The following is a 22781-nucleotide window of genomic DNA, read 5'->3' as shown; positions in this document are numbered from 1 at the left end:
ATAAAATGCAAAGAGTAGTATCAATTAATAAAATAAATGTTGATTTTAAAACAACAAATTTTAAAGCAACGTTGTTAATGTTCATAATATTTAATTTGTTTTCAAATTTTGCCTTTTCTCAGTTGGCATTACAAACCTTTGATAGTGGAATTCCTTCTTCGTGGTCAATAAACAGTAATCAAACTGTGGCAAATAATTGGGTGGCTACGTCTGCGACCGGAGGTTATTTAGGTACTCCTGGCGCAGTAGTTAATCCTGCATTAAACAATACTATAGGTACTACTGCAGAGTATTTTATGATTACACCTCAATTTTTGACTCCTCAATCAACTGAGATTAGATTTCATACTAAACAAGGTAGTTTTACTAATAAAGGTTCAATTTATGAATTAAGATTATCAACTGCAAATCAACCAGATTTAAACAGTTTTAATGTTGTATTACAAACTTGGACAGAAGCACAATTAAATGTTTCGGCCACTACTTATGAAGAAAAAATTGTAACTGTTCCTTTGCCGGCAGGAGTTCCAGTATATTTGGCTTTTGTAGCAAAAACAAACCAAACAGGAACTACAAATACAAGCGGTGACAGTTGGTTTGTTGACAATGTAAGGGTAATTGAAAGTTGTGCGCCAATTACTGGAATTAATTCTACTATGACAGCAACAGGTGGAGTTATTAATTGGACACATCCTTCGGCAAATAACTTCGAAATTCAAATAGTGCCACAAGGCGCAGGAATTTCGGCTTCAGGCACACCTGTAAACGGATTATCTTATACTGCATCTGGATTAAATAACGGGACGAATTATGATGTTTACATAAGAACCATATGTGATGGAACAACGGCAAGTACCTGGGCTGGGCCTTTTCATGTGCAAACTTCTTTATTAGGACTTAATTGTGGTACTCCAATAATAATTCCTTCTAATGTATCAACAACTCCATATGTTTTAAGTTCAAATTTAGCTAATTATTATTCTTTAACAGATTATACACCATATACAACGGTTGGGTCAAATTGCTTTCCATCAGGAACAAGTAATCAATTATTAGGAAACCACATATTTTTTAATTATACTCCAACTACAACAGGATTAATAGAAATTACACAAGCTGTTTCTGTTATTTCAGGTGGTGGACCAAACGCATGTTATAATGGAAGTTCTAGTGTAATGGTATATAATAGTTGTGCAGACATTGGTGTTAATTGTTTAGCTGCTATAAAAACTGGGACTAGTAGTAATGAAAGTTTAACCAGCCAAATTTCGAATTTTTATGTTCAAGCTGGACAGACCTATGTAATTGTAATGTCTTCTCCTTATCAACATACAGCAACAAGCAACGCAAGTATTTGTTTTACATTTACAGTTAGTGGATCTAACTGTCCAGCACCTTCGCCAAATAATACCACTTATAATAACTTAACACAAACAAGTGCAAATTTTACATGGGGTAATGTAGGTAACCTAGTAAGCTCTTGGCAATATGTTGCCTTACCAGTATCTTCAGGTGTACCCAATAGTTCAACACCACTTCTATCAACTAATACAAACAGCAACAATTTAGTATCATCATTGCTTCCAAATACTGCTTACAATTTATTTGTACGCTCAGTATGTAATGGCGTTCCCGGTTCGTGGTCTGCGGCTGTTCCGTTTACTACTTTATGTAATCCATTTACACCTCCTTATTACTCAGGATTCACTAATAATTCTGAAACAGATTGCTGGTCTCAATTAAATTTAAACAATGATTTAAACTTCTTTACTTTTGGAAATAATGCTTTTAGTGAACCTGTTGCAAAAATAAGAGTAACAAATTCAAATGACATGTTAATATCACCACAGTTTCATTTAGATGGGGTTACTCAGAAAAGACTACGCTTTAAATATAACATCTATGGAAATTGGGGATTGATTGTAAATAATCCAACTGGAGGCCCTGGATCATTCGAAATAAGAATGTCCACAACTGGAGTTGGAGTAAATAATTTTACTACCATATTGGTGCCTTTAGCAGAATATACAACAGCATATAACTTTATTGAAATGGTGGTGCCTTTACCAAATATTGTGGGTGACATTAACATAGCATGGGTATTACCTGCAGGGGCTACACAAACAGGAACATGGACTTATTTTGATGATGTTTATATTGAAAACCTTCCCGCTTGTTCTGAACCTAGTTATCCAATTGTAACGCCTGGATCAATTACTACTACGTCAGCTACTATTTCATGGACTAATGGATACAACAATACTCAATGGGAGTTAGTGGCTCAACCATTAGGCACAGGTATTCCAACTACTCCTGGCATTATTGTTAGTACAAATCCATATACATTAACCAATTTAAATCCATCTACACGCTACGAATTTTATATGAGGGCTGTCTGTTCAACAACACTCCAAAGCGCTTGGACGGGTCCAATTTTTTTCAACACTTTATGTATAGCTCAACCAACACCATATTATGAAAGTTTAAATGATACTGATGTAAATACAAAAAAATTCTGTTGGTCAGTAAACAATGTTGATGGTGGAATAACTCAATGGAGGATAGAAGCTAATGAAGCAAGCATTAGGGCAGCATCAACAATGTCGCAGCCATTTACATCATTTGATGACTGGTTAATAAGTGCCCCAATTAATGCAAATGGTTTAAAAAGACTGCGCTTCAGTTGTCGTGCAGTTAACGGTATATTCAATCCAACTCCACGAGGTAATATAGAAGTTTTGATGTCTTCTACACAAAATTTCAGTTCATATACGGTATTAATACCTTCATTTGATTTTGTCAATTTAGCTTACGAAGAAAAGTCTGTTTTATTCACTGGAACAGGAACAACTTATATAGCTTTTAGAGTGCCTCCAACTATGACAGATCCAGGAAATTCTGGCATAATGATGATAGATGATATCTATGTTGAAGATGCTCCACCATGTCCAAATCCTGTAAATTTACTTGTTAATAGCGTGACATCGTCGACTGCAAATTTAAGTTGGACTGCTGGATATACAGAAACACAATGGGAAGTTATTATTCAAACTGCTGGGGGAGGTATTCCGAGTGGTACTGGAACATTGGTAACCAATACGCCAACATACAATGCAACAGGGCTAACACAAGATACCCACTATGAGTACTATGTTAGAGCAATTTGCGGTTCTAATGGTAATAGTGAATGGATTGGTCCATTAAGCTTCAAAACGGCTTGTAACCCTCTTTCAACTCCTTTTTTAGAAACATTTAATTCAAATTCTAATACAGAAAGTTGTTGGACTATTGTAAACGGCAATGGAGATTCAAACGAATGGAATTTGAATCAAACGGTTAATCCAATTTTTGGAGATCAAATGGCTGCTTTATTTACAGGAAGTAATGGAAATAATAATGATTGGTTAATTTCACCAACCGTTACTGTTAATCCTAACCAAAGATTGCGTTTTTATTATAAAGTATATGATAGTGATTTTGAAGAAGATTTGAAAGTTATGTTGTCTACAAATGGAGTGTCAACTAATCAATTTACAACTATTTTATATGAAAATTCATTAAACTCATTTACAAATACAACAGGAGTTATTGCAGGTTCAAATACCATAACATTGGCTTCAGCAGAGGATGCAGCAAGAGTAAGGATTGGGGATTTTATATATATCCCGGGGTTCCCTTTCCCTTATCCTACCTATGTTGCTAATGTACAAGGAAATATAATTACGATGACTACAACGGCAACTCTTACACAAACAGGAGTTCAAAATGTTCAATTTGAACATGTTGCAATTAATAATGAAGAATATAAAGAAATGGTAATTAATTTAACGGGGATTACTTCTCCAACAAACATTAATATAGCCTTTCACACACCTTATTTTCCACCAAACCCATGGGCGTACAGAGGGCAATTTACTTTCATTGACAATGTTATAATTGAAGATATTCCTTCATGTCCATCTGTTATTAATGTAACTTCAACAAATATTTTAGATACAGCTGTTACATTAAACTGGGAATCAGCAGGAACTGAGACCTCTTGGGAAATTTCTGTGCAACCATATGGAACTCCTGCACCAAATGGTAACACGTTGCCTCAATATTTAACTACTACATCTTCGCATCCAAAAACAATTACAGGATTAACACCAGCTACAAAATATCAATTTTACGTAAGAGCAATCTGTAGCGGAACGTCACAAAGCACTTGGGTTGGTCCTTTTGAATTTAAAACAAAATGTGACTTATCAAATGTTTGTCAATATACAATTACTACAATAAGTGGAAATACAGGACAAGTAACACAAAGTGTAAATGTAATGCAAAATGGAGTCGTTACTCAGGAATTAGAATTTCCAGGATTTGGTCAGACAACAATTGACTATCCTGTATTTCTATGTACAGGAGTAGCTTTTGATTTATATTGGGATGGCTTAGGAAGTGGTGTTCAATATTCTCAAGCTCAAATAATAATAAAAGATTCAAATAATAATATTGTGTGGACTAGTCCGTTAGGTCTTGGTACAGTAAATACAACTATTTATAGTGGATTTGCTTCATGCGGATCAATTACTTGCCCACAACCAACTAATTTAGTGGTTAATAATCAAGGTGTTCTTTCGTGGAGTCCTGGAGGATCTGAAACACAATGGGAGGTTTTTATTCAACCGGCAGGAAATGGAACATTACCACAATCAGGAATTATTGTAAATTCTCCAAACTATACTCCTGTTGCAACTGATTTTTTTGATTCATCAATGAATACCTACGAATTTTTTGTTAGAGCAATTTGTAGCGCTGATAATAAAAGCTATTGGTCAGGACCAAAAGTATATGTAAGAAATGATGAACCAAGTACAGCTGTTACGATACAAGTAAACCAAAATAGTCAATGTAATACCTCCGCAAACAATATATCTTTCATTGGTGCAACTGCTTCGACAACTGCTACTACATGTGGTGGAATTAATGGTGGTGATGTTTGGTTTGATTTTGTTGCTACTTCGAAAGTTCACATAATCGAATTAAGTGATTTTACTCCAGGTAATTATTATATTTCATCATATGAAGGACCGTGGCCTAAAATAATAATGTCATTATATGAAGTACAACCTGATGGTTCAATTATTGAAAAAGGTTGCAGTGAAAACAATTCAATGGTCACTATGTATAGTACAGAATTAATTGTGGGTAAAACCTATAAAATTAGATTAAAATTAGACAGTACTGTATCTAATAATAAGAAATTCAAAATTTGTATTACAACACCATCAGATGTATGTAATATAGATGCATTCAATTTTGATTTCGAAAAATTACCAATGCAATATGTAACGGGAATTTCTACAATTCTAAATGCGCTAGTTATACCTGGATGGCGAGTAAATACAGCCGCCGGTCAAATGTTTTTTCAAGAACAGAACAATTCAATGAACGTAACTCCTTTTTCTGGAGGACAGTGTGTACAATTGATTCAAGATGGCACAGCCGCTTGGAATCCAAGCGACCCAAATATTAAAGGTTTATATAAAGATTTTGACACTTCTGAAATTATTAAAATGGATTACAGTTTTGCCAGCGCTACCCGTTCAAGTTCAACAACAGTTCAGCTTTTTGCTGGACCTCCAACTGGGCCATTTACTTTGGTAACAGAACATAATGCAACTAGCCTCGTTTGGCAATTAATTCATGGTAGTTATACTATTCCTTCAGGTCAAAATACAACGCGATTTATTTTTCGAACAAAAGGCAACAATATTGGACATATATTAGACGCTGCAAACTTCAAACCTAATACAGACATAATTACAGCTAATACTACTTTAGACTGCTCACAATCTAGTATAAATGTACAAGCAATTGGTATGGGTCAGTGGATAGCAAGTGCTTCTAATCCATCTGTTGCAACAATAACAAATCCTACCAATATGAACACTAGTATTACTGGTATAACTAGTCCTGGAATTTATACTTTTATATGGAAAACAAGATATTGTGAAAAATCAATAACAATTACTCGTTTAGGTGTTACTGAAATTCCAACGGTTATTTCACCAATAACATATTGTGCTTCTCAAACAGCTACACCTTTGACTGCAAATGCGCCAGCAGGATATACATTACTTTGGTTTACCGATCCAATTACAGGCACAGGAATAACAACAGCACCTGTTCCTTCCACAAATACTGTAGGAACAACTAACTATTATGTTGCATTAGTTGATGGAAATGGATGTATAGGACCAAGAACTCCTATTGAAGTTGTAGTGAATCCTATTATTTCACCAGTAGTACAATTTAATTATGATGCAGTATCTTACTGTAAAAATGGTTCAAATCCAATATTAGAAACAGCTACAGGGTTTGTTTCGGGTGGTACTTTTACAGCTACTCCAAATGGATTAACTATTAATTCAAATACAGGTGTCATTAATTTAAACACTAGTCTAGTAGGTAGTTATGACATAGTCTATACTTTACCAAGTAGTGGTTGTAGACAAAGCGGAACTTATACAACAACTATTAATATTTCTAATGAAGCAACTTATAATATTGAAAGTAGTTGTGAAACTAATACTATGCTATTAAATGTAGTTCCTACAAACGGATTTGATATGACAAATGTAAATTATACATGGCAAGATTCTAGTGGTAATATCATTGGGATTAATTCAAATCAATTTAATGTAAATGAATATTTAACTAACAATTCATCTGTTAATTATCCTTTTATAATAGTTGTAAAAGTCGATTCTGAAGGATGTATTAAACAAGGAACCTATTTAGTTGACACTAATAATTGTGGTCAAATTCCAAGAGGAATTTCTCCAAATAATGATGGAGATAATGACACATTTGATTTAACAGGTTTAGGCGTGAAAGCTTTGACTATTGTAAACAGATATGGAATGTCGGTGTTTTCTTTTAAAGGAAATTATACAAACCAGTTTAAAGGGTTTACGTCAGATGGTAAAAAATTACCTGATGGTACATATTTTTATAGTATATCACTAGAAAACGGAAAAACTCAAACGGGCTGGGTTTATATTAATAATCAATATTAATCTTTTAAGTAGGCACTTATATATGAAAAATAAAATTATACTTGGTTTGCTTTTGTCGTTATTTATTATTTCGGCAAAAGCACAACAAGACCCTCATTACACGCAATATATGTATAATATGAATGTGATCAATCCAGCGTATGCGGGGTCTAAAGAAAATTTATCTGTAGGCTTATTATACAGAAGACAATGGGTTGGAATTGAAGGGGCTCCAAAATCTGCGACAATGTCAATACATAGTCCTGTGGGTAAAAATGTAGGATTAGGTCTTTCGTTTATCTCTGATAAAATTGGTCCGGTCGAAGAAAATAATGTTTATGGAGATTTTTCATATACCTTAAATTTAGGAGGGTCTAATCGTTTAGCTTTTGGTTTAAAATCGGGATTAACTTTTCATAATGTAGGTTTGTTTAGTGATATCGGAAATGGTTTTGTGCCACAACCAAACGATTTGGCGTTTAGAGAAAATTCTAATAATATCTATTTTAACATTGGAACTGGTATTTTTTATTATACAAATAAATATTATTTTGCAGCTTCTATTCCAAATATGCTTGAAGCTAAACATTTAGTTTTAAAAGAAAACGGAAATGTATATCAATTTGGTAGTGAAAAGCGACATGCTTTTGTAACAGGTGGATATGTATTTCAATTAGATGAAAATGTTAAATTCAAACCTTCGTTTATGGCAAAATATGCATTAAACACACCTATATCTATAGATATTTCTGCAAATACATTGTTTTTTGATAAATTAGAAGCAGGTATTTCTTATCGATTAGAAGATTCTTTCGGGGCGATAGTTAATTTTGCAGTTACACCAAATATTAAAATTGGATATGCTTATGATTATATAACTTCCAATTTAAAAGTTACCACTTCTGCTACTCATGAGTTTATAGTGTTATTTGATATAAATAAAATGAAAAAAGTATCCGTTTCACCTCGATTTTTCTAAATTTGTTCATAAAAATGAAAAAGTATTTATTATTTAGTTTAATATTAGTATCCAAACTTGTCTTTTCACAATCTAACTCGATAAAAAAAGCTGACCAACTATTTGCATCTTATCAATATGTAGATGCTATAAATTCATACCTAAAAATAATAGAAAACAAGCAAGACAACCCTCATGTTTATAACAATTTAGCAGATTGTTATTATTATATATATAATATAACTGAAGCTGCAAAATGGTATGAAAAAGTTGTGGAAAATAATAGTGAATCAGAGGTATATTTTAGATATGCTCAAGTTTTAAAATCTTTAGGAAAAAACGCTGAATCTAATGAACAAATGCTAAAGTTTACAACTTTGGCTCCAAATGATGTGAGATCAAAAGAATATTTTCAAAATCAAGAATCAGCTTTTACTAATACAAAAATTAATTATAAGATAGAAAAAACTTCTCTCTCTGAAGCTAATAGTAATGATTATGCTGGGTTACTGGCTACTGACAACCAATTTTATTGGGTTAGTACAAGAAAAAACGGAAAATTAGACAAATGGTCTAATGCTCCATATATAGATATGTTTAAAGCAACTAGAAATTTAGATGGTAGTTTTTCAAATATAGAAGAGATTAAAGAATTAAATTCAAACTATCACGATGGTCCTGTAACGATTAGTGAAGATGGAAACACTATGTATTTTGCTAGAGATAGTCACAGTATTAATTTATATAATAAAGATAAAAGTAACAATGCAAAAATTGGGCAATTAGGCATTTATAAAGCAAAAAAAATAAATGGAAAATGGGAAATAATAGAAGGTCTGCCAATCAACAATGTTTCTTATTCCGTAACTCATCCTGCACTAAGTAAAGATGGTAAAACATTATATTTTGCCTCTAATATGCCTGGTGGAATTGGTGAATCGGATATATGGAAAATAGCTGTACTAGAAAATGGATATGGAGCACCTGTAAATTTAGGCAACAAAATTAATACCCCTTCAAGAGAAGTTTTTCCATTTATTTCAAGTGAAAATGAGTTATATTTTTCTTCTACCGGTTGGTCTGGATTTGGAGGATTAGATATTTTTAAAGTTGAAAATAATTCATATTCAATTAATATTGGCAAACCTATTAACTCTGAAAAAGATGATTTCTCGTTTACATTTAATTCTATGGTGAATAAAGGTTTTTTTGCATCCAACAGAAATGGTAATGACGCTATTTATGAAGCAACTCCACTATGTGGAATAGAAATGCATATTTTGGTAACAGATGCTAAAACCAACAAAGCCATAGAAAATGCTCAAATAAACATTTTAGATGAAAATAATGTTATTGTATTTTCGACGACTACAAATGCGTCTGGAAATGGTTTTCAGAATTTAGAATGTGACAAATCATATGCCCTACAAATCATAGCTAAAAACTATGAAAATTTTTCCTTGCCTATTGCTATATCAAACATTAATAAAATAGAAATTCCTGTAAAATTAAATCCTATAGACATACTAGTTACAGACAAAGAAGTGCTTTTAGGAGACGTTTATTTTGAATTTAATAAATCAAATATAACGCCTTTAGGGGCAACACAATTAGATAAACTTGTAAAATTATTAAACTCAAATCCAACAATGATAATTTTTGTCAAATCTCATACAGATTCAAGTGGAAATTTGAATTACAACTTAAAACTTTCTGAAGAACGAGCACAGGCTACTGTCCAATATGTTATTTCAAAAGGAATTAATAAAAATCGTATTTATGGAAAAGGATATGGTTTTTCTGAACCAAAAATTAAGTGTAATCCAAATTGTACAGAAGAAGAAAATTCTATTAATAGACGTTCTGAATTCATTATAATAAAAAAATAAATACGTTCATAACAAAATTATTTATTAATTTATACCCTTAAAAACTATTTAGATAAACACCTATTAATAAATAATGAACCCTCTAAAACTTATACATTTTTTATTTTTAATTTCATTTATAAGTGTAGCCCAAACACCTAATGACTGTGTAAATGCCATCACAATATGTGGTAATGGTACATTTACATCTAATGCTACAGGCATAGGATCTATTCAAGAAGTATCTGGTTGTAGTGGTTTTGAACACAACTCCATTTGGCTCAAAATAAATATAATAAATGCAGGTACACTTGGTTTCAATTTATTACCTCTAAATACAGACATAAACGTCGATTATGATTTTTGGGTTTATGGCGCGAATAGGTCTTGTACCAATTTAGGTTCTCCAATTAGATGTTGCACTACTAATCCTTTGTTGGCAGGGCTTACAAGTAATGCAACAGGAATGATTGGCACGACTGTTACTACAACATCAGGACCAGGAGCTAACGGCAACGGATTCGTTAGATGGCTAAATGTGTTGCCTGGAGAATTTTATTATATTGCAATTGATAGACCTGTAGGTTATGGTGGATTTCAATTACAATGGACAGGGTCAGCAATGGACAATGGAGGTGCTTTTCCAAGTTCACCAACAGCTAATTCATTAGGAGAAATCAGAGCTTGTAGCGTCACCCCAAATGTGGGTATTTTTGATTTAAACAATCTGAAAAGTCAAATCAATTCAGATCTAATCAACAACAGTGTTAGCTTTTATTTAACCAACGCTAATGCCATCGATGGTATTTCTCCTCTACCAAATATATATGGAAACACATCTAATCCTCAGACAATTTTTGCAAGAGTAAAGAACAATGTTTCAGGTTGTTTCTCCATTACAAGTTTTCAGCTTAAAGTTTATGAAGTGCCAAATGCTACAATTAACACAACAACACCGACAATTTGTAGTTCAGAAAACGGAATAATCTCGATTACTGGAACACCTAATTCTATTGTTGAGTACAATATCAACAATGGCACAATTCAAACTGTAACACTTGATAATTCTGGTGCAGCAACTATTACAAATCCTCTAACTATTACATCTACTTTTACCCTAACAAAAGTAAAAATTGTAGACACATCAAATGTAACGCTTTGTTCGCGAAATTTAAACAATATTGTAACTATTTCTATAGCACCCAATAATAATGCATCTGCACCTTCTGCAACACCATCCTTATGTATAAACAACGCATTAGTGCCTATTATTCACACAACTACTGGAGCAACAGGTATTGGTGTACCAATAAATTTACCAACAGGAGTGACCGCAAACTGGTCAACAAATACTGTAATCATTAGTGGCACACCTACAACATCTGGAACGTTTAATTATACAATTCCACTTACAGGAGGTTGCGGAAATATAAATGCAACTGGAACAATAATAGTAGAGCCAAATAACAGTGTCTCTTTTGCTTCTGCTTCCCCTACTCTTTGTATTAATACAGTACTCCCTTCTATTACTCATAGCACTACAGGTGCTACAGGAATTGGAGCACCAATAAACTTACCCTCTGGAGTAATCGCATCTTGGATTGGAAATAATATTACAATTAGTGGCACTCCTACAGAAATTGGAATTTTTAATTATTCAATTCCCATATTAGGAAATTGTGGAAGTATTAATGCAACAGGTACAATAACCGTAATTCCAGTAAATACAGTTACAAATGCATCAGCAACTCCAACACTTTGCATCAATAGTCCATTATCAACTATTACGCATACTACAACTGGTGCTACTGGCATTGGAACTATAACAAACTTACCTTCTGGAATAACCGCCACTTGGTCAGCCAATACTATAACTATTACTGGAACACCAACAGTTTCTGGCGTCTATAACTATAATATTGAACTAACAGGTGGTTGTGGAGCAGTTACGGCTTCAGGAATAATTGTAGTAAATGAAGTAAATTCTGTTTCAGCTCCATCGTCGTCATCAACAGTATGTATAAATAATCCGTTAACAGTTATTACACATAACACAACTGGAGCTACAGGTATCGGGATTGCTTTAGGTTTACCACCTGGGATTACGGCTATTTGGGCAGCAAATACTATTTCAATTAGTGGTATACCTACCACAACAGGAATATTTTCCTACTCAATTCCTTTGACAGGAGGATGTGGTAATATTAATGCAATAGGTACTATTATAGTAAATCCAGAAAACATAGTTTCACAAGCATCAAGCATGCCAATTATTTGTGTCAATTCTACTTTACCAACTATCACACATAATACAATTGGAGCGTCTGGAATTGGAACAGCATTAGGCCTGCCACCAGGTATTTATGCCACATGGTCTGCAAATGTTATTTCTATTAATGGTACAGCAAACACAACAGGAATATATACTTATAATATTCCTATTATAGGTGGTTGTGGTTCTATAGCTGCTACAGGAACTATAGAGGTAACAGATGGGATATTACCTTTATTTGCACAAGTTGCTCCTGTTTGTCAAGGTTCAACAATTAATATTCCTACAATTTCAACTAATGGCATTGTGGGGGTTTGGCAATTAATTTCAAGTACGACAAACAATGCAACCTATGAATTTACTCCAAATCCAGGACAATGCGCATTAAACACTCAAATGACCATAATTATTCATCCATTACCTACTGTTATAACTAGTATTACATCTGAAAGTTTTTGTTCTGGAGGCACAACAAATATTTCTTTAAGCAGTAATGTTCCAGGAACTACCTTTTCATGGACAGCTACTGCAACTTCAGTTACTGGACAATCTGATTCTATTACAGGTTTTGGTGCTACAAATATCAATCAAACATTGATTTTAAATCCAAGTCAAATATCAAATGGTCATGTGACTTATGTAATTGTTGCGGAAGCAAATGGATGTGTTGGAACACCTGTTACTGTTGTTGTTACGGTCAAACCTATTCCAAATGTTGTGATTAGTCCTAGTTCTCAAACAATTTGTTCTGGATCCACAACTAATATTTCGTTTTCAGGATCAATCAATAACACGGTTTACACGTGGTCTGTTATCAGTAATGTTGGGGTTAGTGGTGCATTAAATGGAACTGGCAACGCAATTAATCAAACATTAACAACTACTGGATTATCACAAGGTATTGTCATATACGAAGTAACGCCTAGTGTGAATGGGTGTACAGGTGTACCACAAAGAATAACTGTAACGATTAATCCAGTACCTGAGTTATTTGGCAACGCTACACATCCTGATTTGTGTAGTGGCGAATCTACATTTATTAGTGTTTCAGCATATAATTCCTCTACTATATTTAATTGGGATATTTTTCCTTTTGGTGTATCAGGCGCTATTGCTGGAACTTCTACAGGATCATCATTATCTATTCAACAAACTTTAACAACAATTACTGACATACGAGGCTATGTAGACTATACTATAACTCCTGTTTTAAATAATTGTTCTGGAACACCTATTACAATAAGAGTATATGTAAATCCATTACCTAAAGTTACATTAGAAGATGGAACAATATGTGTTGATGCAGCAGGAAATACATTCCAAACTTACCTACTAGATTCAGGTTTAGATAATACAAATTATAATTTTCTTTGGTTTTTTGAAGGCAATCCAATAGCCAATTCAAACCATGCAACATATGTTGCAGACCAAGTTGGAGTTTATAACGTTGTGGCTACAAATAGTACCACAAACTGCGTTTCTCCAAGCGTAAGTGCAACAATTACAGCTACTAATCCAGCTACAAGTTTTTCAACTACACAAAGCGATTATTTTAGTGAAAATACAACTATTACTGTAACTGTTACAGGTGGTAATGGAATCTTTATGTATCAGTTAGATCAGGGGGCATTACAACAATCTAATGTTTTTACAGCTGTAAGTAGTGGCTTACATACAATAACTGTTGTAGATGTTGAAGGATGTACAGATCTAACCCAAGAATTGTTAGTTATTGATTATCCAAAGTATTTTACTCCAAATGGAGATGGATATAATGATACCTGGAATATTATTGGCATGAACCAGTCAGATGCTAAAGTGTTTATCTTTGACAGATATGGTAAGCTGATCAAACAATTATTTACAGACGGAATGGGATGGGATGGAACATATAATGGGGAAATTTTACCATCAACGGATTATTGGTTCACGGTAGAATACAAAGAAAATGAAATACAAAAACAATTTAAAGCTCACTTTTCTTTAAAACGATAGTTTAAAAATATATTATTTTTATTAAAATAGCTACATTTGTATTTAAATAAATCTGATATTGTCTAATTTTCTATTGGCTATGAGATACAAATTGTTAGCATTTGTTATTGTCTGTTTAATTTTATTCCCTCAAAATAAATTATGTGGTCAGACTACTCTAAAACAACAATTATTAATTTCCAAAGCGCAAAATGAATATATATCTCAGCCACATGAATCTTTAAAAATAGCATTGCTACTACTAAAAGAGGCAAATACAAATAATGAAAAAATAAAACTTAATTTATTAGTTTACAAAATCTATAGTTTATTAGGCGATTATACTAATGCTTCTAATTATTTATTTGCTGCAAATGCTTACGTTGATAAAAAATCAGTGTATCAAAATGTGAAAATAAACATTGAAAAAGCTGCACTATTAAAATCCATTTATTTACACAAACAGAGTTTTAATTATTTAAATAAAGCACTTATTGACATAAAAAAAATAAAAAACATTAATAACTTTAATGAAATTAAAGCAGAAATTTTATTTCAAGAATTAGAACTGTTATTGCATAAAAAAGAGTACAAAAAAGCACATAAAATAATAGAAAAAAAACATATTCAATATTTATTAGAAAAAAATATTGAAAGTAAAAAACGGCTTCTACTTATAAGGTCCGAGATAAATATATATCTTGGAAAATTTGAATCAAATGCCTACATTATTGATGAACTAAAAAAATTAATAAATCAAAAAGATGCTTATTTTGAGATACAGGTGTGGAATTTGATTGCTAAGCATTATTTTTATCAAAGAGATTATTTTAATGCTATTGAAAATGCACTAAAAATAAAAAAATTGATAACTCTAATAGATAATAATTATCTATTAGAAAACAACACCGAAACTTTAGCATTGAGTTATTTAGCTCTAAATAAAAGACAAGATTATAAGTTACTAAACACAAAACTTCTAACCATACAAAACGAAATTGAAAAAGAAGAAAAAGAAGCTATAAATACAGTATACAATTTGATTAATTCCGAATACATTAATGACTATAGTTTAAAGAAAAAAGAGTATAATTTTAAACTTTACTTTAGTATAGGCATTTTTATACTGTCTTTTTTTATTTTTGGTTTATTTACATACAAGAAATTTTTATATAAAAAACGTCTTGAAGAAATTTTTAGATACTTAGACTTTTCAAATCATTCAATATTAAGTATTCCTGAAGAATTTGATACTATAAATAAAAAAAATGCAATTCGTGCTGAAACCGAACAACTTATTTTAAACAAACTCAAAAAATTTGAAACAACAAAAAAATTTACAAATAAAGATATTTCGCTTGCCGTATTAGCGGGTCAATTTGAAACCAACACTAAATATCTATCAGAGATTATAAACAAACACTACAATATAAATTTTAATACTTATATCAATAATTTGCGAATTAATTTTATTGTAGATAAGTTAAAAAAAGAACCTAATTTTTGTAATTATAAAATAAGCTATTTGGCTGAAATATCTGGTTTTTCTTCTCATAGTAGCTTTGCTACTGTTTTTAAATCAACTATTGGAATTTCTCCTATAAAGTTTATTGAATTGCTTAAAAACGAAACAAATGATACCTTCATAACATCTCCTGAAAATGAATAAAAAAACACACCTTTTAATCGTTTTATTATTTCTCTATAATTGTTTTACTATCGTTGCTCAAAATCAAAAAAAAATAGAACAATTAATAAAAAATTCCAACATGGAAATGTATGAAAATCCAGACAAAGTTATAGCTACTGGATTAAAGATTATTCAATTGTCTGGAAACAATACCGATTTAAAAATCAGAGCTTATAAATTAATTTCTGATGGATATTCATCAAAACGAAATTATCAAAAATCTCTTAAATTTTTAATTAAAGCTTTAGAATTATTGCCAAAATCAGAAAACAAATTATTAAAAATTTCTATAGACACAAAAGCTGGCATCCAATATCATCAACTCAATATTTATGAAAGCGCTATAACTTATTTAGATCGTGCTGAAAAAATGTGTTTAGAATACCCCATTCCAGATTCCGTTAATAGTTTTTTAGGTGTAAATTATATTGTAAGAGGTTTTATTTATAAAGAAAAATTAAATTGTGACATAGCGATTAGTTTTTTTGACAAAGGAATTAAAGAATTAAGTCTAAATAACAAAGCGCTTGAAAATGCATCAAGAATTAGTATCGCAAAATACAATAAAGGAAACTGTTATATTTTAAATGGACAAAACAAACTTGCAGAGCAAAGTTTTAAAGAAGCATTATATTTTGCCAAAAAAGTAAATGCAAAGAGCTTAGAAGCTTTTGCATTAAAAGGAATTGCACAAATATACAAATTATATGGAAAATATGAAGCTGCAATTACCGAATTAAATCATGCATATAGGATTGCAAACAAAGTAAATGATTTAGTCTTAAACGAAGAAATATATAAGGGATTGTCAGAAAATTATCTAGCGCTTAACAATACTGAAAAATATCAATCGTATCAATTAAAATTAATACAAACACAAACAAAGTTAAAAGAAAATGAACGTGCTTCCATTGAAAATTTATTGGCAGAAAATTATACTAATTTGGAAAACAAAAGTAATTCTGAATTTTCAAATTTTTGGTTAATTTTTTTTGTTGCTTCAGGCGTTATTGTTGCACTTGTTTTCTTGTTTTTAAGCAATAAAATAAACAAATCTATTCAAATTTTAGAAGTTAAAATTAAACAAATAAATTCAAATTTTTTAAAATAGATTTTTTATTAAATATTTGTCGTACTTCATCGCCTAGTAGACTCCAAAATTTATTAACCGTTTACAAAATGAAGGAATAACCGATAAAGAACTTTCTGCTCTTTTAGCTCATGATTTGTTAGTTCCTATTGTTCACAACACAACTTTTGAAGCGTTAAGAGAAGTTGGTCCCTTACTTGGTTCGAGAAGTGGGATAAGTACAATTTATGATACCATCGAAGAAATTGCTTCTAAATTAGCAGAATTGGTAACTCCATAAATCATAATAGAATAATGGATATAAAAAAAGGGCACACAAAAAGTTAATTTTATATTGGAAAGAAATGCAAATAGTTACATATTGATTTGTAATGATTTACATTAAAATATATTGAAACCTATTGAAATACAGTAATTTACATTTTTTGTTAATTACAAATTAGTTGATTTAGGGGTTTTGGTTAAGCGCTTTTTATTCTCTTTACGTTGTTTTGTATGATGATAAATTGTTACCAAAACTCCAACACCAATACCTACTAACAATAATGGTTTCCAATTGTTTTTTTAAATAACTAACAATGTAAATTTTTGGTGGTTTAGTGTTTATTATAAGCGACGAATTTTCCATTGTTTTTGGAAATTCCAATGGCATATTTTCGTAACCACTTACTACGTTTCCATTTGTAATAATATTATCTATAAAATGTTCTGCTTGTTTTTTCATTAAATCTTGTTGGTATGCAATGGGAAATAATTCTGCAGTTGTGGGAACTCTGTTTTGTATCTTTATCATAATATTATTTTTCTATAATGTCGATTTTATATATTTCTTTACTGGCATCTATTAAAATCAAGCCATATTCATAACATACTAGTATTTCACGATTTGTTCCATGTTCTAGCTCCTTACTGTGGTAAACAGGCAATTCGTAGCCTTCATATACTAGAAGTCCTTTTTCGACATAGCCTCGCTTTTTATAATAATCAGATTCAGAAATTTTTATTAAAACAAATCTGTTTTTTTTAGCTTTTTTTGTAAATTCACTTTCAAATTTATCGATTACTTTTCGCTTGTCATTATTGCTATCTATTCGGTGTTGCGAACAGCAATATACCTGTCGACTATCTGTTGGTATAAATTCCATCATACACCCCTCTTTTTTACATAATTTTGATGGATAAGTTCGGTTTGAAATCCTATTATGTTGTTTTTTTGTTCTAACCATATTTTTAATTTTTTTTCAAATATAAAAAATTATTTATATATTTACCAAATGGTAAATATTTTTAAACATAAATTTTCTAAATTATGACAAAAAAAGAAAGGGAGCTAATAAAATTCGGTGCGTTAATTTCTGAAAAATACTTACTGCCAGAGAAGCATCTGGGAATTACTTCTAGACAAGTTAACTATTGGAAAAGTAGAAATATTTTACCCTTTTTTAAAAAAGAAAAAAAAGGGTTTATGGATATGCAGGAGGCTCTTTGGATTTTAATAATTAATGAATTGTCAAGCATTGGTATCGACACAACAAAGCTAAAAAGCTTATCGGAAGATATTTGGATAAAACCATTTGAAGAAAAATATGCTGATGCTGTTTTTAAAAGAGAATTAAAAGAAAAAAAATTGAGTCAAGAAGTTAGGGATGCGTTAGAAAACTATTTGCATTTTGAATACATTATGGACACAATTTTTAGAAGAGAGCTCAATCCATTTACAGATGCTTTTAAAGCTTGTTTTACTTCAAATAAAAGCATTGTTTCATTCGTTTACTGCCCAAGAACTGGTGATCATACCTTCAATTACAATACTATTGGAGTAATAACAGATTTGAATAACCTGTACTATGGCGAAACATTAATAGTAATTCCTTTTTTACCACTACTTACCAAATTATTGGGAATTGAAATCGAAAGAAGTAATTCAGATTTAGAGTACTTATCTACAGTAGAAAATCAAATTCGAAGGGTGTTGTTTTTTGATAAACCAAAGCTGTTAGAGATTGAATTACAACAAAACGGTTTGCCAAAAATTATTAAAATAACGGAAGAACACAAAAAAACAGAGGAGTTGGCAAAATTTTTCTTGACAAATAATCTCCCTGCAGGTTCAAGATTAACCATAGAAAAAAGAAGTCAAGGAAATTATAAAGTAACAATAAAAGCATAATATATGAATAATGTAGAACTTATTCGGTTCCTGAAAATTCAGCCCGTTTTATCCTTAACAAGATATGGGCCAAGAATACACTCAAGATGGATGCAATGAACAATTGCTTACACCCGAAATTTTAAAAAAGTATATAAAAAATGTTGACGAAGAAACACTGTATGAACTTTCTATACAACTTTATGAATTTACAAAATTAATACTAGAGAAAACAAAAGATGAAAACTAAAAACCTTCAATTAAAAGATTTTTTTGGAGCTACTGTATGGTCTTATACCAGAGTTTCAACTAAAGAACAATTCATGAATAACGGGAGTATAGAAACTCAAGTCAAAAGAATAAAAAACTTTGCTAAAGAAAATGCGCTTCATATTGCAGAAGAATTTGATGCAGAATATGAAAGTTCAAAAAAAATCAATACCCAAAGTACGCTTAAGGAACTCATAAACAAATTGAAAAAAACGCATTTTTCAAAAAGACCCAAGATAATATTAATTTGGTCTCCCAGTCGATTTGGAAGAGCAGGAGCAGAACACATTCAATTATTTGTCAGTTTAAGAAAGGAGTTTAATGTTTACTTATACTCGGTTAGTTCAGGTCATAATACTTTTAATGAACGTGCAGAAAACGAATTTTCTACACAACTACTCTATGCACAAAAAGAAAATTTCAACCGACAAGATACTATTATTCCTGGATTGATAAATGCATTAAACAATGGTAAATTATTTGGTAGAACACCCAAAGGATATGACCATTATGGCCCAAGAGTAAAAAAGCCAGAATTTGTTCAAGCTAAACAAGAAATTAAGGTAAATAAGGAAGGACTTATCTATAAAGAAGCTTTTAGAAGAAAAATATATGAATCCTACACTGATAAACAAATTATTGATTGGTTAGCATCAAAAGGAATAAGAATGCCGTATCAATCATTAGCCAACATGTGGAGAAATGAATTTTATGCAGGGCGGGTATGCAATTCCCTGTTAGACGACACCTATATCAAAGGAGATTGGGAACCATTGATTTCAAAAGCTGAATTTCAAAAGCTACAAAATATTATTAATGGCACAACAAAAATTGGAATTCAAAAGTTAAGTGGAAAAATAGAAACGCCACTAGTTCCAAAATATTTAATATGCGGTGATTGTGATAATACAATGACCGCCTATAAAAATAAGAAGAAAAATTTATTTTATTATAAATGCAATTGTTGTAACAAAACAGCAAATGCAGAAACAAAGTCAAGCTCCATTCACGACGGTGTTAATCCAGCATTTTTAAAAATAATTGACAATCTAAAATTAGACAATACACTGAAAGAATTATTCGTTGAACAGTTAAAATCGATATTGGAACACGAAAAAGACCACTCAATAGATAAGAAAAGAATATTGACTTCAGAGATAAATGATTTGAGAGATAAAATGGATTTAATGGAATATCGATTTGCAATAAACGAAATATCAAAAGATATTTTTGAAAGACAAAATCAAAAATTAAAAGAGCAATACAATCAAAAATTAGTAGAAATTGAAAATTTACCAACAAAAAAATCTAACCACGATAAAGCTATAAAATATTTTACAAAAATCGCTGTCAACCCCAGTAAATTCTATGAAAGTTTAGAATATAATCAAAAAAGAGTGTTTCAAAAATTGCTGTTTCCAGAAGGGTTACGTTATTCGGTAAAAAACAGAGAATATCTAACTTCAAAAACAGGAGCATTATTTTATTTAACTAACTCTTTTTCAATAAATTACAAATCAAAAAAGAAAGGGACTTACCAAGAAAAATTTGATAAGTCCCATGCAGTACCTTGGGTGGGAATCGAACCCACACTCCGAAGAACACGAGTTTGAGTCGTGCGCGTCTACCAATTCCGCCACCAAGGCATTTAAGGAGTGCAAATATAAATAAACTTTCGAATTTTATCCTAAAAATACTTAAAAAATAACTTTCAGAGTTCAATATAATTGCTAACTTTGCACCCGAATTGCACAACACAACAACTAACTAACTACACCCGAGGCGCTTAATGCATTAGATTTTACTAAAGTAAAAATTGAAGTGTATAAGTGTAGCGGACAAAAACAACAGAATAAAATGTCATACAACGAGCCAGAAGCAAAAATATTTGCATGTTCTCAAAGTGTGTACTTAGCGGAAAAAATTGCCAAAGAATATGGTGTTCCGCTAGGTAAAGTAACGTTCTCAAAATATAGTGACGGAGAGTTTCAGCCTTCTTTTGAAGAGTCGATTAGAGGTCTACGCGTATTTTTAGTTTGTTCCACTTTTCCAAGTTCAGATAACTTGATGGAATTATTACTAATGATTGATGCAGCAAAACGTGCTTCTGCACGCCACATTACTGCCGTAATTCCTTATTTTGGCTGGGCAAGACAAGATAGAAAAGACAAGCCAAGAGTGCCAATAGGTGCAAAGTTAGTGGCTAAATTGCTAGAAGCTGCAGGGGCAACAAGAATAATGACTATGGATTTACATGCCGATCAAATTCAAGGGTTTTTTGAAAAGCCAGTAGATCATTTGTTTGCCTCAACCATCTTTTTGCCGTATGTAAAAAGTTTGGCATTAGAGAATTTAACCATTGCATCGCCAGACATGGGCGGTTCAAAAAGAGCGTATGCGTATTCTAAATTTCTACAATCTGATGTGGTAATTTGTTACAAACAACGCAAACAAGCTAATGTAATTGACACAATGGAGTTGATAGGTGAGGTAAGAGGAAGACATGTAATACTTGTTGATGACATGATTGACACAGGAGGCACATTAGCTAAAGCAGCTGATGTTATGATTGAAAAAGGAGCATTGAGTGTAAGGGCTATTTGTACGCACGCGATTTTATCGGGTACAGCATATGAGAAAATTGAAAACTCAAAGTTAGAAGAATTGATAGTAACAGATTCTATTCCATTAAAGAAAGAATCAACAAAAATAAAAGTAGTGAGCTGTGCACCATTATTTGCAGAAGTAATGCACATGGTTCAAAACAATAATTCCATTAGTGGAAAGTTTTTAATGTAATTTTTAATTTTTAATTTATTTCTTATGAAATCAATTACGATCAAAGGATCAGAAAGAGAAAGCGTAGGTAAAGTTTCGACAAAAGCCTTACGTAATGCTGGAATGGTTCCTTGCGTATTATACGGAGGACAAAACCCAGTTCATTTTAGTGCTGATGAAAAAGCATTTTCAAAATTAGTTTATACTCCAGAAGCGCACACTGTAGTAATTGAATTAGAAGGGGGTAAAAAAATGGAAGGTATTTTACAAGACATTCAATTTCACCCAGTTTCAGACAAAATTTTACACGTAGATTTCTACCAATTAGACGCGGCTAAAGAAATCACTATGGAGGTGCCTGTTAAAATCACAGGAACTTCACCAGGTGTACTTTTAGGAGGTGTTTTACGTTTAAACCAACGTAAATTAAAAGTAAGAGCGTTACCAGCAAACTTACCTGATTTTGTTGAAGCAAACATTTCTGAATTAGAAATGGGTAACAAATTATATGTTACTAAATTAGAAGCAAAAAACTTCAAAATCCTTCACCCAGACAATACTGTGGTTTGTCAAGTAAGAATTTCTCGTGCGGCAATGAAAGCTGCTCAAGAAGCTGCAAAAGCAGAAAAAGGAGCAAAAAAGAAAAAATAATCAAACGGTTATTTTTCAACATAAAAAATCCCGATGCT

14 protein-coding genes and 1 tRNA gene are annotated in these 22781 nt (G+C 31.6%); 12 read left to right on the top strand and 3 right to left on the bottom strand.

Annotation, left to right across the window (positions count from 1 at the left end):
• Nucleotides 1–5 precede the first annotated feature (5 nt).
• From RF683_RS09885 to RF683_RS09855, 7 genes are all read left to right on the top strand, one after another.
• Nucleotides 6–7064, top strand: coding sequence for a choice-of-anchor J domain-containing protein (locus RF683_RS09885; RefSeq protein ID WP_309532122.1), 7059 nt, complete (start codon nt 6–8; stop codon nt 7062–7064).
• A gap of 22 nt (nt 7065–7086) precedes the next feature.
• Nucleotides 7087–8022, top strand: coding sequence for a PorP/SprF family type IX secretion system membrane protein (locus RF683_RS09880; RefSeq protein ID WP_309532121.1), 936 nt, complete (start codon nt 7087–7089; stop codon nt 8020–8022).
• Nucleotides 8023–8036: 14 nt separating this feature from the next.
• Nucleotides 8037–9890, top strand: a complete 1854-nt coding sequence (locus tag RF683_RS09875; RefSeq protein ID WP_309532120.1) for an OmpA family protein — start codon at nt 8037–8039, stop codon at nt 9888–9890.
• 73 nt (nt 9891–9963) lie between these two features.
• Nucleotides 9964–14136 (top strand): T9SS type B sorting domain-containing protein, encoded by a 4173-nt coding sequence (locus RF683_RS09870; RefSeq protein ID WP_309532119.1) that lies wholly within the window; start codon nt 9964–9966, stop codon nt 14134–14136.
• A 79-nt stretch (nt 14137–14215) separates the two neighbouring features.
• Nucleotides 14216–15784 (top strand): helix-turn-helix domain-containing protein, encoded by a 1569-nt coding sequence (locus tag RF683_RS09865; protein WP_309532118.1) that lies wholly within the window; start codon nt 14216–14218, stop codon nt 15782–15784.
• A 100-nt stretch (nt 15785–15884) separates the two neighbouring features.
• Nucleotides 15885–16916, top strand: a complete 1032-nt coding sequence (locus tag RF683_RS09860; RefSeq protein ID WP_309532117.1) for a tetratricopeptide repeat protein — start codon at nt 15885–15887, stop codon at nt 16914–16916.
• 115 nt (nt 16917–17031) lie between these two features.
• Nucleotides 17032–17175, top strand: a complete 144-nt coding sequence (locus tag RF683_RS09855) for a hypothetical protein (RefSeq protein WP_309532116.1) — start codon at nt 17032–17034, stop codon at nt 17173–17175.
• A 201-nt stretch (nt 17176–17376) separates the two neighbouring features.
• Here the strand turns inward: RF683_RS09855 and RF683_RS09850 are convergent, their stop codons facing one another.
• Nucleotides 17377–17688, bottom strand: a complete 312-nt coding sequence (locus tag RF683_RS09850; RefSeq protein ID WP_309532115.1) for a hypothetical protein — start codon at nt 17686–17688, stop codon at nt 17377–17379.
• A 4-nt stretch (nt 17689–17692) separates the two neighbouring features.
• Nucleotides 17693–18121: a hypothetical protein gene (locus RF683_RS09845; RefSeq protein WP_309532114.1), complete on the bottom strand. Its 429-nt coding sequence runs from the start codon at nt 18119–18121 to the stop codon at nt 17693–17695.
• A gap of 83 nt (nt 18122–18204) precedes the next feature.
• On the opposite strand from RF683_RS09845, the gene RF683_RS09840 reads away from it, so the two are divergent.
• The 3 genes from RF683_RS09840 (at nt 18205) to RF683_RS10300 (ending at nt 20927) form a co-directional block, all read left to right on the top strand.
• Nucleotides 18205–19065 carry a hypothetical protein gene (locus tag RF683_RS09840; protein WP_309532113.1) on the top strand — a complete coding sequence of 287 codons (861 nt, stop codon included), beginning with the start codon at nt 18205–18207 and terminating at the stop codon, nt 19063–19065.
• A 64-nt stretch (nt 19066–19129) separates the two neighbouring features.
• Nucleotides 19130–19294 carry a hypothetical protein gene (locus RF683_RS09835; protein ID WP_309532112.1) on the top strand — a complete coding sequence of 55 codons (165 nt, stop codon included), beginning with the start codon at nt 19130–19132 and terminating at the stop codon, nt 19292–19294.
• Entirely contained in the window at nt 19284–20927 is a 1644-nt protein-coding gene (locus RF683_RS10300; protein WP_408733702.1) for a recombinase family protein, read from the top strand. Before RF683_RS09835 ends, RF683_RS10300 begins: the two co-directional genes overlap by 11 nt.
• Here RF683_RS10300 and RF683_RS09830 read toward each other — a convergent pair.
• Nucleotides 20881–20960, bottom strand: a tRNA-Leu gene (locus RF683_RS09830). The two genes, RF683_RS10300 and RF683_RS09830, sit on opposite strands and share 47 nt — an antisense overlap.
• A gap of 211 nt (nt 20961–21171) precedes the next feature.
• Here RF683_RS09830 and RF683_RS09825 point away from each other — a divergent pair.
• A complete protein-coding gene (locus RF683_RS09825; protein ID WP_309532111.1) occupies nt 21172–22113 on the top strand; it encodes a ribose-phosphate pyrophosphokinase in 942 nt (313 codons plus the stop codon).
• 24 nt (nt 22114–22137) lie between these two features.
• On the top strand, nt 22138–22743 hold the full coding sequence (locus RF683_RS09820) for a 50S ribosomal protein L25/general stress protein Ctc (RefSeq protein WP_309532110.1): 606 nt from the start codon (nt 22138–22140) through the stop codon (nt 22741–22743).
• Nucleotides 22744–22781 lie beyond the last annotated feature (38 nt).

Origin of the sequence: Flavobacterium sp. 20NA77.7, from assembly GCF_031326205.1 — a bacterium.
In the GTDB taxonomy this organism is placed as follows: Bacteria; Bacteroidota; Bacteroidia; order Flavobacteriales; family Flavobacteriaceae; genus Flavobacterium; species Flavobacterium nakdongensis.
The sequence above is the reverse complement of the archived record's forward strand: the minus strand, read 5'-3'. Positions and strand labels throughout refer to the sequence as shown.

Coding starts and splice junctions, on each gene's coding strand:
- RF683_RS09885 (WP_309532122.1), top strand. CDS start 6: ATGCAAAGAGTAGTATCAATTAATAAAATAAATGTTGATTTTAAAACA.
- RF683_RS09880 (WP_309532121.1), top strand. CDS start 7,087: ATGAAAAATAAAATTATACTTGGTTTGCTTTTGTCGTTATTTATTATT.
- RF683_RS09875 (WP_309532120.1), top strand. CDS start 8,037: ATGAAAAAGTATTTATTATTTAGTTTAATATTAGTATCCAAACTTGTC.
- RF683_RS09870 (WP_309532119.1), top strand. CDS start 9,964: ATGAACCCTCTAAAACTTATACATTTTTTATTTTTAATTTCATTTATA.
- RF683_RS09865 (WP_309532118.1), top strand. CDS start 14,216: ATGAGATACAAATTGTTAGCATTTGTTATTGTCTGTTTAATTTTATTC.
- RF683_RS09860 (WP_309532117.1), top strand. CDS start 15,885: ATGGAAATGTATGAAAATCCAGACAAAGTTATAGCTACTGGATTAAAG.
- RF683_RS09850 (WP_309532115.1), bottom strand. CDS start 17,688: ATGATAAAGATACAAAACAGAGTTCCCACAACTGCAGAATTATTTCCC.
- RF683_RS09845 (WP_309532114.1), bottom strand. CDS start 18,121: ATGGTTAGAACAAAAAAACAACATAATAGGATTTCAAACCGAACTTAT.
- RF683_RS09840 (WP_309532113.1), top strand. CDS start 18,205: ATGACAAAAAAAGAAAGGGAGCTAATAAAATTCGGTGCGTTAATTTCT.
- RF683_RS09835 (WP_309532112.1), top strand. CDS start 19,130: ATGGGCCAAGAATACACTCAAGATGGATGCAATGAACAATTGCTTACA.
- RF683_RS10300 (WP_408733702.1), top strand. CDS start 19,284: ATGAAAACTAAAAACCTTCAATTAAAAGATTTTTTTGGAGCTACTGTA.
- RF683_RS09825 (WP_309532111.1), top strand. CDS start 21,172: ATGTCATACAACGAGCCAGAAGCAAAAATATTTGCATGTTCTCAAAGT.
- RF683_RS09820 (WP_309532110.1), top strand. CDS start 22,138: ATGAAATCAATTACGATCAAAGGATCAGAAAGAGAAAGCGTAGGTAAA.